13 protein-coding genes are annotated in these 14,150 nt (G+C 71.5%); 8 read left to right on the top strand and 5 right to left on the bottom strand.

The annotated features are described in order from the left end of the window. Nucleotides 1-45: 45 nt before the first annotated feature. The 5 genes from ACZ6SA_RS24450 to ACZ6SA_RS24430 form a co-directional block, all read right to left on the bottom strand. Nucleotides 46-297: a hypothetical protein gene (locus ACZ6SA_RS24450; protein WP_465830620.1), complete on the bottom strand. Its 252-nt coding sequence runs from the start codon at nt 295-297 to the stop codon at nt 46-48. After that, nucleotides 294-779, bottom strand: a complete 486-nt coding sequence (locus tag ACZ6SA_RS24445; protein WP_465830618.1) for a class I SAM-dependent methyltransferase — start codon at nt 777-779, stop codon at nt 294-296. Before ACZ6SA_RS24445 ends, ACZ6SA_RS24450 begins: the two co-directional genes overlap by 4 nt. A gap of 37 nt (nt 780-816) precedes the next feature. Next, nucleotides 817-3,384, bottom strand: coding sequence for an ABC transporter permease family protein (locus ACZ6SA_RS24440; RefSeq protein ID WP_465830616.1), 2,568 nt, complete (start codon nt 3,382-3,384; stop codon nt 817-819). Between the two features lie 129 nt (nt 3,385-3,513). After that, nucleotides 3,514-4,884, bottom strand: a complete 1,371-nt coding sequence (locus ACZ6SA_RS24435) for a hypothetical protein (RefSeq protein WP_465830614.1) — start codon at nt 4,882-4,884, stop codon at nt 3,514-3,516. Nucleotides 4,885-4,936: 52 nt separating this feature from the next. Next, entirely contained in the window at nt 4,937-5,566 is a 630-nt protein-coding gene (locus ACZ6SA_RS24430; RefSeq protein WP_347645721.1) for a TetR/AcrR family transcriptional regulator, read from the bottom strand. A gap of 190 nt (nt 5,567-5,756) precedes the next feature. On the opposite strand from ACZ6SA_RS24430, the gene ACZ6SA_RS24425 reads away from it, so the two are divergent. From ACZ6SA_RS24425 to ACZ6SA_RS24390, 8 genes are all read left to right on the top strand, one after another. Beyond that, nucleotides 5,757-6,797 (top strand): LacI family DNA-binding transcriptional regulator, encoded by a 1,041-nt coding sequence (locus tag ACZ6SA_RS24425; RefSeq protein ID WP_465830611.1) that lies wholly within the window; start codon nt 5,757-5,759, stop codon nt 6,795-6,797. A 141-nt stretch (nt 6,798-6,938) separates the two neighbouring features. Then, nucleotides 6,939-7,859, top strand: a complete 921-nt coding sequence (locus ACZ6SA_RS24420) for a carbohydrate ABC transporter permease (protein ID WP_347645723.1) — start codon at nt 6,939-6,941, stop codon at nt 7,857-7,859. Beyond that, complete coding sequence (locus tag ACZ6SA_RS24415) at nt 7,856-8,764, top strand: carbohydrate ABC transporter permease (RefSeq protein ID WP_465830609.1); 909 nt, start codon at nt 7,856-7,858, stop codon at nt 8,762-8,764. Before ACZ6SA_RS24420 ends, ACZ6SA_RS24415 begins: the two co-directional genes overlap by 4 nt. Next, a complete protein-coding gene (locus ACZ6SA_RS24410; protein WP_443152103.1) occupies nt 8,761-9,432 on the top strand; it encodes a hypothetical protein in 672 nt (223 codons plus the stop codon). Before ACZ6SA_RS24415 ends, ACZ6SA_RS24410 begins: the two co-directional genes overlap by 4 nt. Continuing rightward, the gene (locus ACZ6SA_RS24405; protein ID WP_465830608.1) at nt 9,432-10,793 is read left to right on the top strand and encodes an ABC transporter substrate-binding protein; all 1,362 of its coding nucleotides are present in this window, start codon (nt 9,432-9,434) and stop codon (nt 10,791-10,793) included. The genes ACZ6SA_RS24410 and ACZ6SA_RS24405 overlap by 1 nt, the downstream gene beginning before the upstream one ends. Next, nucleotides 10,790-12,154: a sulfatase-like hydrolase/transferase gene (locus ACZ6SA_RS24400; protein ID WP_347645727.1), complete on the top strand. Its 1,365-nt coding sequence runs from the start codon at nt 10,790-10,792 to the stop codon at nt 12,152-12,154. Before ACZ6SA_RS24405 ends, ACZ6SA_RS24400 begins: the two co-directional genes overlap by 4 nt. A 14-nt stretch (nt 12,155-12,168) precedes the next feature. Further along, entirely contained in the window at nt 12,169-13,662 is a 1,494-nt protein-coding gene (locus tag ACZ6SA_RS24395; RefSeq protein WP_347645728.1) for a sulfatase family protein, read from the top strand. A 40-nt stretch (nt 13,663-13,702) separates the two neighbouring features. Further along, the gene (locus tag ACZ6SA_RS24390; protein WP_443152106.1) at nt 13,703-14,113 is read left to right on the top strand and encodes an HIT family protein; all 411 of its coding nucleotides are present in this window, start codon (nt 13,703-13,705) and stop codon (nt 14,111-14,113) included. Nucleotides 14,114-14,150: the final 37 nt, after the last annotated feature.

Below are 14,150 nucleotides of genomic sequence, written 5' to 3'. Positions count from 1 at the left end.
GATGATACGGACGGGGCCGCACCGCCAAGAAGTACCGATCGGCCGTTACGTCGACTTCTGCCACACCGAGACGTGGGTGCGGCTGTCGCTGGTGAACGGCTCGCGCTTCCAGCCCGCCCATCGCTCGCGCAAGGTCATGCCGGCGAGCCGTGCCATCAGGTCGAGTTCGGCCGGCCACACGTAGCGATGCGGCGTCGAACGGGTCTCGAGCCGGCCGTCCACCACCCAGTAATGGTGGGAGACGGCGATCTGCGATGCCACGTCGTACTCCTCGAAACCGAGATGTTCCTGGGTCACGGTGAACGGATGGACGGTCTGGCCGGGCGGGAGACGCCGAAGCTCAGGGACATAGACCTCGATGACGAAACAGCCGCCTGGTGCCAGCTGCGCCGCCACGGTGCGGAAGCATTCGACCTGTTCGTCTTGCGTGTGAGGTTCGTGATGGTGTTGCGCACCAGGTAGGCGAGGGTGAAGGTGGCGCCCGCCTGGGTGGTGGCGAAGTCACCGATGGTCACGGGGATGTTCTCCGCGCCCGGTTCGGCCCGTAGCCGCGCCACCATCGCCCGCGACAGCTCGATGCCGTGCACCCGAACACCGCGCCGGCTGAGCGGCAACGCGATGCGCCCCGTACCGATGCCCAGTTCGAGAGCGGCGCCGCCTGGCCCGGCCAGGTCGGTGAGGAACCGTACAGCGGGGTCGACGACCGCAGGGTCGAACAGTTCCGGCCATTTGGCTTCGTACGTCCGTGCTGTTCGTTCGTCGAAATTGTCTTCGGGCACAGCCTCTACCGTGCCCGGAACGCTGGGCGATGACCAGTCAGACGAGGTCTCCCACGCGCAGGACGGCGCCGAGGCTGCGGCGGCCGCTGATGAGCGTGTGCGCATACGCGCCGAGCACGGCCACGGCGGCCAGCCCTGCCGCCAGCGCGCCCGGCACGAACAGGTTGAGCGCGTAGTCGCCGACGGGCAGGTCACCGGCGTACGGCGACAGGTCCACGGCGGGCCCGAGCGCGGCGGGCAGGCCGAGGCCCAGGCCGAGCCCGGTCAGCGCGGTGACCAGGATCATGGGCAGGATCTCCAGCACGGTCAGCCGCTGCGCCTGACGCTCCGACAGGCCGAGGGTGCGCAGGAACGACACCGCCCTGGCCCGCTCCGCCGCCCCGACCATCAGGCCCAGCACGACGGCGGCCAGCGCGTACGCGGCCAGTGCGACCGTCACCACCACGAGCGCCCAGCGCACCGCGCTCGTCAGCGGATCGTCCCTGATGGCTGCCAGGGTCGTCTCCTGGGAGGTGATGGTGGCCGATGGGACGAGCCGCGCCAGCGCGGAGAGCGAGGCGTCCCCTTTGATCAGCAGCGTGTTCACGTAGGGCCGGACCTGCACGTCGATGGGCACGACGAGGAACTTGCCCTCGGTGAAGAAGCCGGGCACCGACTCGATCACGCCGCGCGTGGCGAGCTTCAGCCGCGACTGCCAGCCGATCTCGAACGTGCCCCGGCCGCGCAGCTCGGGCGAGACGAGCGCGCCGTCGGACAGGGCGGGCAGGTCGAGCGGGGTGCCGCCGAGGATCTGCCGCCACCGCGCCACGTCCACGGCGATGGCCGCGGCCCGCTCGCCGCCGTACCCGATCTGCACCTCGCCCGTCTGCGCGGGCACCACCTGCTCCACCCCGGCAAGGCCGCGCACGCGCTCGATCGCGTCGGCCGGGATCTCGATGTCGGAGGTCATCCTGATCGGCGCGCCCGCCTGCTGCCAGGACGCCTGCAGCTGCGTGCCGGCGATCCCGTCGGAGATCACCGCGGCGAACACCGACACGCCCAGCGCGGGCAGCAGGATGAGCACGGGCAGCACGCCGGCGGGGCGGGCCCTGGCCGCCCGGGTCAGCCCGAGGAACGGCACCGCCGCCCGGCCGCGCGCGGCCAGCCGTACGAGCAGCCGCAGCGGGTACGGGTAGCAGCGCAGGGTGATCAGCGCCGCCGCCGCGGTCAAGGCGACCGGCACCAGCAGCAGGAACGGGTCCTGCCCCGCGGAGTCGTCCAGCCCGCGCGCCCGCAGCAGGTAGGCCCCGGCCGACGCCAGCACGACGACCAGCAGCTCCAGGGTGATCCGCCTGGCCGAGGGCCGGGCGGCGGCCACGTCGTCGCGTCGTTCGCGCAGAGGTGTGCGGTGCACGAGGGCCAGGCGCACGGCGGCGAACCCGACGGCTACGAGCACCACGAGCACCGGCCCGGCGTGCACGATCGGCAGCGCGGGACCGGGCACGAGGGACGACAGCGCGTACCCGGCCAGGGCGCCGGGCGCCACGGCGAGTCCGGTGAGCGCCGCTGCCGTGCCCGCCACCTGCCGGAGCGAGCCGCCGCGCGCCCGCGCCAGCGTCAGCGCGTGGTCGAGCCTGTCGGTCAGGAGCTGCACGGCCAGCACGATCACGCCGACGGCCACGGCGAGCAGCCCGCCGAGCACCAGGAACATCACGGTCCGTGCGGTGGACAGCTCGGCCAGGAAGTCACCGAGCAGCTTGGGCAGCGCGGTCCGCAGGTGGAAAGGGGCGGCCGTGCCCATGGGCTGCAGCGCCACCACCCGGTCGAACTCCGCGACCGCCGTCCGGAGGTCGCCGGCGGCCCGCGCGCTCGCCGCGCGCGGGTCCACGGGCAGGGTCCAGCGGTAGGTCAGGTAGCGTTCCCTGCCGCTGAGCACGCCCAGCCCGGCCTCGGAGATCAGCGCCGTGATGTGCTTCTGGAGCGGCTGCAGCCGCAGGACGTGCAGGACGTCGAGGTGGTGCGACCAGTAGCGGTCGGCGGGGTCCTTCGCGCGGAAGACGCCGACGATCTTCACGCCGGCCTGATCGTTCTCACCGACGATCTTCGTCTGGCCCAGCCGCAGCTCCATCTTGCCCAGGGCCTCCTCGACGACCCCGGCCTCGAACACGGGGATCGTCCGGCCTTCGTACCGCATGGTCGCGATCGCGCCGGGCGCCCGCCCCTGCACCCAGTCCACGCGCCGGTCGGCGTCGGAGAGCCAGCCCAGGTTGATGTACGACTGGCCGCTGGTGCCGGTGATCGGCGTGCGGATGGTCTTGGCGCTCATGTGACCACCGGCTGCGGCCAGCGGGCGCAGCCGTGCGGGCATGATCCGGCGCCAGAGGCGGTCGAGGGAGTCGAACGGGGCGCGTTCGCGAAGGTCCTCCTCCCGCGAGCTCGACTCCATGGTCACGGTCAGGTCGGCCAGCACGGCGGGGGCGGAGCTCAGCGCGCGGCGCAGCGCCTCGTCGTACGACGCCTGCGTCGCCCTGGGCAGCCCCGCGACCAGCAGGCAGGCGCTCAACGTCAGCGCGAGGAGCACGCCCATCGTGCGCAGGTGCTCCCGTGCGAGTCGCCAGAACCGCACCGTTTCTCCCGAGAGTCGAGCCCTTGCCCTGCGTGGGTCGTGTGCCGGCGCGGCGACGGTCGCGGCCGGGACCCGGGCACCGCGCAGGCTACGGCCTACGGGTGCGGCGCCGCGTACGTGGACGTGCCGTCACGCCCTGGCCAGGGGAATGATCCTGCGGAACTTGCCACCGGGCGACTGCTGCGGTGGTTCCTCGGCGCGTTCGAGGGTGACGGCCCCGGCCTGGTGCTCGGCGAGCAGGTGGGTCACCTGGTCGCGCGTGGTCTCCCACACGCGGTCGGCGTCCGCGCCGTCGGCGGTTCGCAGGCGTACGCGCAAGGTGGTGGGTGCCGTCTGGACGAGCTGGAACTGCTCGACGCCCGGCACGTGCAGCGCGGCGCCGAAGACCATGGGGGAGATGCTGACGTGGTCGCCACCGCCGGTGGGGAAGGCGAGCAGCTCGGCGGCGCGGCCCTGCACCCGGATGGCGGGCAGCGGGCTGCCGCAGGGGCAGGCGTCGGGCCGGACGATGACGTTGTCACCGAGGTCGTAACGGAGGATCGGCTGGACCCGGTTGGCGAGGTTGCTGATCAGGACGGTGTGCGAGAGCTGACCCGGTGGGACGGGCCGGTGGTCGGCGTCGACCGGTTCCAGGACGACCCAGTCGCTGTTGACGTGATACCAGCCGTCCGTGCAGCCGGCGCTCAGGAAGCCGCACTCGGCCGAGGCGTAGGTGGCGCGGACCTTGGCTCCGAACGCGGTGGCGATCCGCTCCCGGGCGTGCGGAGACAGCGTCTCACCGCCCGGGATGACCAGGGAGGGGTGGATGCGCAGGCGGCCCGCTTCCTGCTCGCCGGCGAGCAGGGTGAGCATGCCTGCGAAGCCGGCGACACTGGCGGGGTTGAACCGGTTGAGCTGGTCGACCAGGTCCGCGATCGGCTGGTTGATGGGGAAGATCCGCATCATCCGGCCGAGCCATGGCCTGTCCAACGCCATCCGGGCCGGTCCCGCGACCGTGGCGAAATGGCCGCCGGGCGCGGTGACGATGGCGGTACGGCCCGCGCGGGCGAGGGTCCGGACGACGTCCCCGGCCGACAGCCCTCCACCGGAGCGCAGGCCGAGGCCGGTGTGCACGGTCATGTTCCGGTCGTCCAGCACGAAGAGGCCGCGCAGGCCGCTGGTGCCGGTGGTGGTGACCACCAGGTAGCGGCCGCAGAACGGGTGCCCCACGAGACGCGGGTCGGCCACGAACGCCTCGGCCTTCTCGAGAGTCACCTGCCGGTCGGTGACCCAGTCGTCGAAGCGGGCCATCAGCGCCTTCTTGTCGGTGGCCGGAAGCAGCGCCGGGTCGTCGACCTGATCCGGCAGGCCTTCGTACAGTTCGCGGTAGTAGGGCGAGTGGGCGCGGGCGTAGGCCACCGCCTCGGCCAGGCGGGCACGCCGGCGCCGCATGAGCCCCGCGGTGCCCTCCCGCGCGGCGCGTCGTGCGTCGCGGGCCACCTGCCGGACGTTCTCCCTCATGGTGGGCCGATCCTTTCTGCGGTATGCCGCCGGCCTTGTGGGCCGGTCCGAGTTACGCGCCTTCGGCGTGCGGTCGCGCCGAACGCAGGCCTTGCATGGCGATGTCGACGGCATGCCGCGCCGCCTCCCACAACTCGTCCTGCGACCGGCCGAGCTGAACGCTCGTCCAGCTCGCCTGCTGGATCGCGCCCAGCAGCGCGCCGGTCATCGCCGCGGCGGTGATGGGGTCGAGCCGGTCGGGGAACGCCTTCTGCAACTCGCCGGCGATCCGGTGCTGCAGGTCAAGCATCAGGTAGAGCCCTTTCGCCTGCAGGGCGGGCGTGTTCAGCACAAGACGGGCCGTCGCGGACAGCTCTTCGGGCTCTTTCTGTGGAACCTTGGGCCGGCGGTGGGCGGCGTACTCCTGGATCATCCTCGCCAGCACCTCGCCGGGACCCTCCTCCGGCCGGCGTTCCGCGATCGCCCGGAAGAGCACGTCGAAGTCCCGCTCGCTGCCGACCCACAGAACCTCGTCCTTGCTGCGGAAATAGTTGGAGAAGGTCTTGGGGTCGACGTCCGCCGCCGCGGCGATCTGCGCCATCGTGGTCTGCTCGTATCCCTGCTCCTCGAACAGCTTGATCGCCGCCATGACGATCCGTTGCCGCGTCTCACGCTTCTTCCGCTCCCGCCGCGACTCCTGCATGGACCAGAACATACGCTCACCGGAACTTCCCTGCAACCGGAAAGTTCCATGATCGGGAATTTTGTCCCGGCCGAGATCGGGCTATCCTGAGGCCGCCACTGATCACCTGATGATCACCGCCTGCTGTTCGCCGCGGCGGCGACGCTTGTCGTTCATGCAGGGCGGTGCCGGCCGGCGCGGGAGGTGAGACGTGCAAGACGACCTGGAGCAGGGCGACCGGGCCCGGGGGCGACGGGTGCGGATGATCGACGTGGCCAACTCGCTGGGGTTGTCCCGGGCCACCGTCTCGCTGGTGATGCGGAACAGCCCGCTGGTGTCGGCGGCGACCCGGAGCGCGGTCCTGGCCGAGGCCGAGCGGCTGGGATACATCTACAACCAGGCCGCCGCGAACCTGCGGACCCAGCGTAACGACCTGGTCGGGCTGGTGATGCCGGACGTGATGAACCCGTTCGTCGCCGAGGTGTCGCTGGGCGTGCAGGAGGTGCTCGGCGAGGTCGGCTTCTTCGTCACGATCGCCAACACGGTCGACCGGCTGGACCTGCAGCGACAGATCCTGCAGTCCCTGGTCGGGCACCGGGCGGCCGGCGTCGTCACCATCCCGGCGCTGACCTCGGCGGCCGACCATTTCGCCGGCATCCGCCGCAGCGGCCTGCCGACGGTGCTGCTGCTGCGGCGCATCGACGGTGTCGACCTGCCCTTCGTCGGCACTGACGAGGTGGCCATCGGCCGGCTCGGCGCCGAGCACCTGATCGCCGTGCACGGCTGCCGCCGGGTGGCCTACTTCGGCGGCGACCCGCTGGCCTCGCCGCGGGTGGGCCGGATGCGGGCCTTCCACGAGGCGGTCGCCGAGGCCGGCGCCGGCTGGGACGCGGCCTGGTCGGAGCCGCTGGAGGCGACCGCGGACGCGGCGCGCCGCCGCGCCGCCGACCTGCTCGCCGCGGGGCCGCCGCCGGACGGGGTGCTGTGCCACAGCGACAACGTGGCCTACGGCCTGGCGAAGGCGCTGCGGCTCGGCACGCCCGACGCGACGCCCTGCGCGGTGCTGGGCATCGACGACCTTCACCAGTCGGCGATGTGGAACCCGTCGATCAGCAGCATCGCCACCGATCCTGTCGAGCTGGGCCGGGTCTGCGGCCGCGTGCTGCTGGCGGAGATGGGGATGCCGGTCGAGGGCAGCCGTACGCCTCCGCCGCCCGAAATCCACGCGCGCGCGTCCTGCGGTTGCCACTGAACTATTCCACACTTGACCTACCGGTTTTTGTCGATATGGTTGACCCGTCGGTTTAGATCGATCTAAGGTCCATACCGAGTTGATGAGGCCCCATCGGCGCGAGCCCGGGGCCGGCGCACTCGACCGAGGGAGGGGGCACGGATGCCCGCAGCCGTCCGCACTCCCCGTCGCGCGCAGTGGCACCGGCGCGAGGACGGCGTCGGCCGCCTGATGTTGCTGCCGAGCCTGCTGCCCTACCTAGCCTTCGCGCTGCTGCCCATCGGCTGGCTGTTCTGGTTCAGCTTCCAGCGCTGGAACGGGTTCACGGAGCCGCGGTTCACCGGGGCCGCCAACTACGAGCGGATGATCGGCGACGGGCAGTGGTGGCTCGCGGTGCTGAACACGGTGAAGTTCGGGGCCGGCCGGCTGATCATCGAGATCCCGCTGGCACTGGTGCTGGCCTACGTGTTCTTCCGCGGGGTGCGCGCCGGAACCGTCTACCGGACGATCCTGTTCCTGCCGCACGTGTTGTCGCCGGCGATCGTCGGCATCATCTTCGTCTTCCTGCTGCGCGAGACCGGTGGGCCGATCAACCAGCTGCTCGTCGGATCGGGCCTGGTGGAGACGCCGATCCGCTTCCTGGGTGAGGCCGGCAGCGCGCTCGCCAGCCTCATCGGCGTCGGCGTGTGGGCCCACCTCGGGATCAACCTGCTGCTCTTCTTCGCCGGCATGATGACGATCCCGAACGAGCTGCTCGAAAGCGCGTCGCTGGAAGGCGCCGGTCACTGGTCGACGCTGCGCCACATCGTGCTGCCGATGCTGGCCCCGGTGACACGGGTGGTGATCCTGATCTCGATCATCGGTACGCTGCGCAGCTTCGACCTGGTCAAAACGCTCACCGACGGCGGACCGGCCGGCGGCACCGAGGTGATGTTCACCTACCTCTACCGGTTCTTCTTCGAGCCCGAATCGGTGCCGCAGATCGGCTACGCCGCCGCGCTCGGCGTCACCGCGAGCGTGATCGTCGGCATCATCTCCGTGGCCTACCTGCGGATCAGCCGGAGCGGGAGGGCGGCACCATGACCACACCCACCGTCACCGAACCCGCGACCCCGACGGCCGCCCAGCCCGTGCCGTCCGGGCGCCCGCGCCGCATCCGCCCGCTGACCGCGCTGCTGCACGCGGTCCTGATCGCGGCTGCGCTGATCATGCTGTCGCCGCTGGTCTTCGGGCTGTTCGCCTCGGTGTCGCCGCTGGAACAGATCCTCAGCAGGAACGGCGGCCTGCTGCCCAGGGTCTGGGAGTGGGGCACCTACCTCCAGGCCTGGACCACGGCCAGCTTCTCCCGCTATTTCGTCAACAGCATGATCGTCACGACCCTGGTCGTGGTGCTGGACACGCTCGCCTCCAGCATGACCGGCTACGTGCTGGCGCGGCGCCGGCTCCGCGGCCAGCGTTTCCTCGAAGGCCTGTACGTCGGCACCCTGTTCGTCGGCCTGACCACGGCGACGCTCTACCCGCAGTACGTGATCGCCGAGGCGCTGGGCCTGGCCAATCTGCTCGGGATCGCGCTGGTCCAGCTGGCCGGCATCATGCTGGTGCACATCTTCCTGATCAAGGCGTTCGTGCTCGGCCTCGGCACCGAGATGGAGGACGCCGCCCGCGTCGACGGCTGCGGGCTGTTCGGCACCTACTGGCGCATCGCCTTCCCGATGATGCGGCCGATCCTCGCCACCACGGTGATCCTCGGCTTCCAGGCCTCGTGGAACAACTACCAGGTGCCGCTGGTGTTCTCGCTCGCCGCACCCGACCTGCGCACGCTGGTCGTGGGCGTGAGCGCGCTGCAGTACGACGCCGCCGAGGGGATGACGCCGTACAACACGGTGCTGGCCGGCGCGAACATGGCGCTGGTGCCGATCGTGGTGATCTTCATCCTGCTGCAGCGGCACTTCGTGCGCGGCTGGACGGACGGGTCGGTGAAGGGATGACCCTGCTCGCTCCGGACGGCGCCCTGCTGCGCGGCTGGTCCCGCTGGTGGTTCTGGGCCTGGACAAGCTGCTGCTGGCTGCTGTTGAGCCTGCCCGTGATCACCGCCCCCGCGGCCACCCTGTGGCTGGTCGCCCAGCAACGCCGGCAGGCCCGCGGCGAGGCCGCACTCGGGCCCGGCGAGACGCTGCGGTTCCTGGCCCGCCGGCTGCTGCCCGCCCTGCGGCTGGCCGGCTGCCATCTCGGCATCGCCTGCCTGGTGCTCATCGGCCTGCTCGGCCCGTCTCCCGGCGGGCCCTACGGCTGGCTGGTGCTGGTCACCAGCGTGGTGGCCGGGGTGACCTGGGCGCTCGTCGCCCCGTGGTCGGTCGTGATGTTCGAGCGCACCGGCCGTACCGTGGCGGCGCTGCGGATGGCGTACGTGCTGGCGCTGTCGCGGATCGAGCTGGCACTGACCGCGACGGTGGCCATGCTGGTCGCCGCCGTCGCCGGGCCGTTCCTGGCGACCCAGGTGCCGTACGCCGGCCCGCTGCTGGCGATCGCGCTGCCTGCGGCCACGGCCAGTTTCGTGATCATGCTCGGCGATCGGGCCGCCGCGGTCCACGACGTGGTCTCCGCCGGCCGGATCGGGGTCCGGTTCGGTCCCTTCCGGATGAGAAAGGCCCCCTGATGATCGATCCCTCCTTGACCCGCCGCGGACTGCTCGGCACGCTCGCCGCCGGCGCCGCGGGTGTCCTCGTCGGCTGCGGCGGCTCCTCGAGCGGTTCCACCGATCCTGACGAGCTGACCACGATCGTGGTCTGGGACCGGGCGGGCGCGCACGCCAAGGCCCGGCAGGAGTTCTTCCGTACCTGGAACCAGCAGGAGGGCAAGTCTCTCGGCATCGCGGTGCGGTACGAGCCGCAGGCGACGGACAAGTACGAAGAGATCGTCCGGCTCGGCTTCCAGACCAAGAGGGCGCCCGACCTGTTCCACAGCCCGTCGGCGCAGCTGGGCGCGTTCGTCGCGGCCGGGTGGGTGCAGCCGCTGCCGGACCTGGTCGACAAGGCCGTGCTGGACAAGGCCGCGCCCTACCACCAGAAGAACAGCGAGCTGGTCTGGGGCGGCGTGCCGTATGCGGTGCCGACCACCGCGTTCACCAACCGGATGCTGATCAACACCGACCTGTTCGAGAAGGCCGGGCTCGACCCGGACTCGCCGCCCGCGACCTTCTCCGAGGTACGGGAGGCGGCGGCGGTCATCACCAGGAGCGGCAAGGGTGACGCGTTCGGCATGCTGATCCCGATCAAGGCGACCGGGTTCCGGCAGTGGAGCGTCGACATCCTGCTGATGGCGGCCGACCCGGCGCTGGCCCAGTTCGGGCTGTTCAACGCGGCCACGCAGAAGTACGAGTCGGCCAAGTACGCGCCACTGCTCGAGCTCTACCGGAGCATGCTCACCGACAAGACCGCCTACCCGGGCGCCGCGACGCTGACCGGTGACGTCGCCATCAACGCCTTCGGCAAGGGCGAGGCCGGGATGTACGTCACCAGCAGCGCGGTCGTGTCCTCGCTGGCCGATCTCGGCAGCGAGGTCAAGGCGGCCGCGGCCCCGCTGCCGGTGCCGGACGGGCAGAAGCCGGTGCGGTCGCCGATGAACGCCGGTTACCCGTACGCGATCTCCTCGACCACCGGGAACCCGGAGAAGGCCGCCAAGGTGTTCGAGGTGATGGTCGGCGACGGGATGCAGGAGGCGCTGGCCGCGAAGGCGGCGCCGCCGCTGAACGCCGCCGTCTGGGACTCCGCCGCGATCAAGGACAACGCGCTGCTCCAGCAGTTCCGGCCGGCCGAAGGCGACGAGCAGTGGCCGAAGACGCCCGGCGGCCTGCTGCAGGTGGACGGGGAGAGCGTCGACCAGACCGTGGAGAAGCTGCTGCTCGACCCGTCGGCGGCTCTCGGACCGGCGCTCACCGCCATGCAACAGCGCATGCAGGCCGCCTACGACGCCGCGGTGAAGAGCGGCGAGATCGACCCGCGGGAGTTCCAGGCGTGACGGTCCCGAACCTCGTCGTGCTGCTGGCCGACCAGTGGCGGAGCCAGGACCAGGGCTGGCTCGGCGGCGCCCGCGGACGAGCCTCCCAGGTCCGCACACCGCACCTGGACCGGCTGGCGGCCGGCGGCGCCGCGATCGCGGGCGGCTGCTCCAGCTCGCCGGTCTGCGGACCGAGCCGGGGCAGCCTGCTCACCGGCCGCCTGCCCCACCAGCACGGCGTGGTCGCCAACGACCTGCCGCTCTCGCCCCGGCTGGAGACTCTGGGGACGGCGCTGTCCGCCGCCGGGTACCGGACCGGCTGGATCGGCAAGTGGCATCTGGCCGGGCTGCCACGGGACAAGTGGGTGCCGCCCGCCGCGCGGCCGGGAATCGAGCACTGGGCGGGGGTCGACTGCTCGCATGACCACGTCGACGGCCACTACTACGTCGGCGTCGAGAGCCCGACCAGGGTCGACTTCGTCGGATACGAGCCCGAGGTGCAGACCGACCTCGCCTTGGAGTTCCTCGCCGGGCAGGACGCCCCCTTCTTCCTCACGCTGTGCTACAACCCGCCGCACGACCCGTACGACTCGGTGCCGGAGCACCTTCGCACGGGTTACCCGATCGAGCGGATGACGGTGCCGCCGAACACGCCAGACGGCGACGAGCAGCGCGAGGTGCAGCGGCTCTACTGGAGCGCGATCACGGCGGTGGACGCGCAGATCGGCCGGGTCGTGGCGGAGCTGGACCGGCTCGGGCTGCGCGAGAACACGATCGTCGTGGTCACCTCCGACCACGGCGACATGCTCGGAGCCCACGGCCTGCGGGCCAAGCAGAGCCCGTACGCGGAGGCCGTCAGGGTGCCGATGGTGATCAGCGGGCCAGGCGTTCCCGCCGGCCGCCCGGCCGGCCTGCTCGGCCTGGTCGATCTCGCTCCGACCCTGCTCGGACTGCTCGGGCTGCCGCCGATCGGGGTGTACGGCCGCGACCTGAGCGATCGGCTCAGAGCCGGCGCCTCCCTGCGCACGGAGCTGCTGATCGGCAACTGGGTCAGCTTCGACAACGGCTACGACCAGGGCATCGGCGAGTGGCGGGGCTTCGTCACCGACGAGCTGACCTACGCGCGTACCGTCGACGGCCGGCCCTGGCTGCTGTTCGACGACCGCGCCGATCCCTGGCAGCTGAACAACCTGGCCGGCGACCCGGCGGCGGCCGGCCGGGTCGCCGCGGCCGACGACCGCCTGTCGGCGCTGCTGGCGGAGTCCGGGGACACGTTCTGGCCGGCTGACCGGTTGCTGACCGAGCTGGGCCTGGTCGATGACTGGAACGCCCGCGAGATCTCCCTGCGGGGCGACAAGGCCCGGCTGCTGCCGACTCTGTGAGGAGAGACCCGTTCATGCCCACCCGCCCGAACGTGCTGTTCGTGATGACCGACCAGCAGCGGTTCGACACCATCGCGGCGCTCGGCAACCCCCATGTCGCGACGCCCCATCTCGATCGGCTGGCGGCCCGCGGGACCGTCTTCGACAACGCGTACTCCACTTCCCCGGTCTGCGTCCCGGCCCGCTACACGCTGCGCAGCGGATGCGAACCGACCAGGACCGGGGTGTACGACAACACCGTCCCCGACGGGGGACACGCCGCGATCCGGGAACGCTGCGGCCCGTACCTGGCCGAGGCGATGGGCCTGCGCGGGTACCGCACGTGGGGCGTCGGCAAGTTCCACACCGAGCCGTGGGACGCGCCGGTCGGCTACGAGGTGCAGCGGCACAGCGAGGAGTTCTACGGCAGCCCCGAGCAGCGCGCAGGGGACGCGTACGCGTCGTGGATCGCGACGGAACACCCTGAGTACGACTGGATCGAGGCGCTGATGGGGGAGCGGACCGACATGTACTACATGCCGCAGCTCAGCCCCTTGCCGGCCGACTGCACCGTCGAGTCGTGGGCCACGCGGGAGGCGATCGAGCTGATGGCCGCCGACGACGACCGGCCCTGGTTCGGATTCGTGTCCTACATCGGCCCGCACCCCCCGTTCGCGCCGCCGCTGCCGTACAACCGGATGTACGACCCCGACCAGATGCCCGACCCTGTGTGCGGCGATCGTGCCATTGACCATCTCGACCAGCACATCCCCTGGATGAACCACCTGGTCTACGCCGAAGACGTCGACCCGCACCGCGCCCGGACGCTGAAGGCCCGCTACTACGGCGAGATCAGCTACATCGACGGCTGCGTCGGCGACCTGCTCGACGCGGTGGAGCGAAGACCGGACGCCGACAACACCCTGATCTGCTTCTACGCCGACCACGGCGACCTGCTCGGTGACCATCACGGCTGGCAGAAGGAGAGCTTCTTCGAAGCGTCAGCCCGGGTCCCGTTCCTGATCTCCTGGCCGGAGCGGATCGCGGCCGGTGACCGCCGATCGGAGCCGGTCTGCCTGACCGACCTGTTCGGCCTGGCCACCTCCGCCGCGGGGCAGCCGGAGCTGCGGCAGGGGAGTGACCTGTTCGGCCTGCTGGCCGGTACGGCGCCGCCCAGGGAGACGCTCTTCGGCTACCACGGGCGGCCCGGCACCCGGCGGTTCAAGGCGATGGTCCGCCAGGATCACCTGAAGCTGATCTGGCTGGCCAACGGCGGGCACCGGCTGCTGTTCGATCTCGCGGCCGACCCGCACGAGCTCAAGCCGGTGCAGGCGGAACGGCCGGAAGACGCCGACCGGCTGACCGCGCTGCTGGCCGCGCAGCTCCGGTCCGAGGGCGTGGCCGAGGCCTTCGACCGCGAAACCCTCGGCCGGGACCTGCGGACCTTCCCGTACGAGGAATGGCCGCTGACGAGGATCCACCAGTTCGACCTGTCGCGAGGGGTCACCGGCTACGGCGCCGCCGGGTGACCGGATGGCGGTCCGTCCGGCGGGATGCGACCATCGGCGGGTGGACGCATGTGTCTTCTGCGAGATCGTCGCCGGGCGGGCTCCCGCCTACCGGGTGATGGAGGACGAGCACGCGGTCGCGTTCCTGGACATCGCCCCCGCCGCGCCTGGTCACACGCTGGTCGTGCCGCGCGGGCATGCGCGGGATGTGTGGGAGCTGCCCGAGGACGCCTGCGCCGAGGTCGCCCGGCTGGTGCATCGGGTGAGCGCGCTGCTGCGGGTGGCGCTGGCCCCCGACGGACTGTCGGTCACCCACGCCACGGGGGAGGCGGCCGGGCAGGACGTCTTCCACTTCCACGCGCACGTCGTCCCGCGGTGGCGGGGCGACGACGTGAGGCTGATGTGGAAGACCCGGCGAGCTTCGTCTCAGGAGCTGCACGAGGTGCTGGAGCGGGTGACCGCGGCCAGGTGAGCGGTGACGCGATCTTCGGCGTGCGGGTGGGCGGTCA

The organism is Nonomuraea sp. NPDC049378 (genome assembly GCF_055586745.1).
This window is presented reverse-complemented; position numbering and strand designations above follow the sequence as displayed.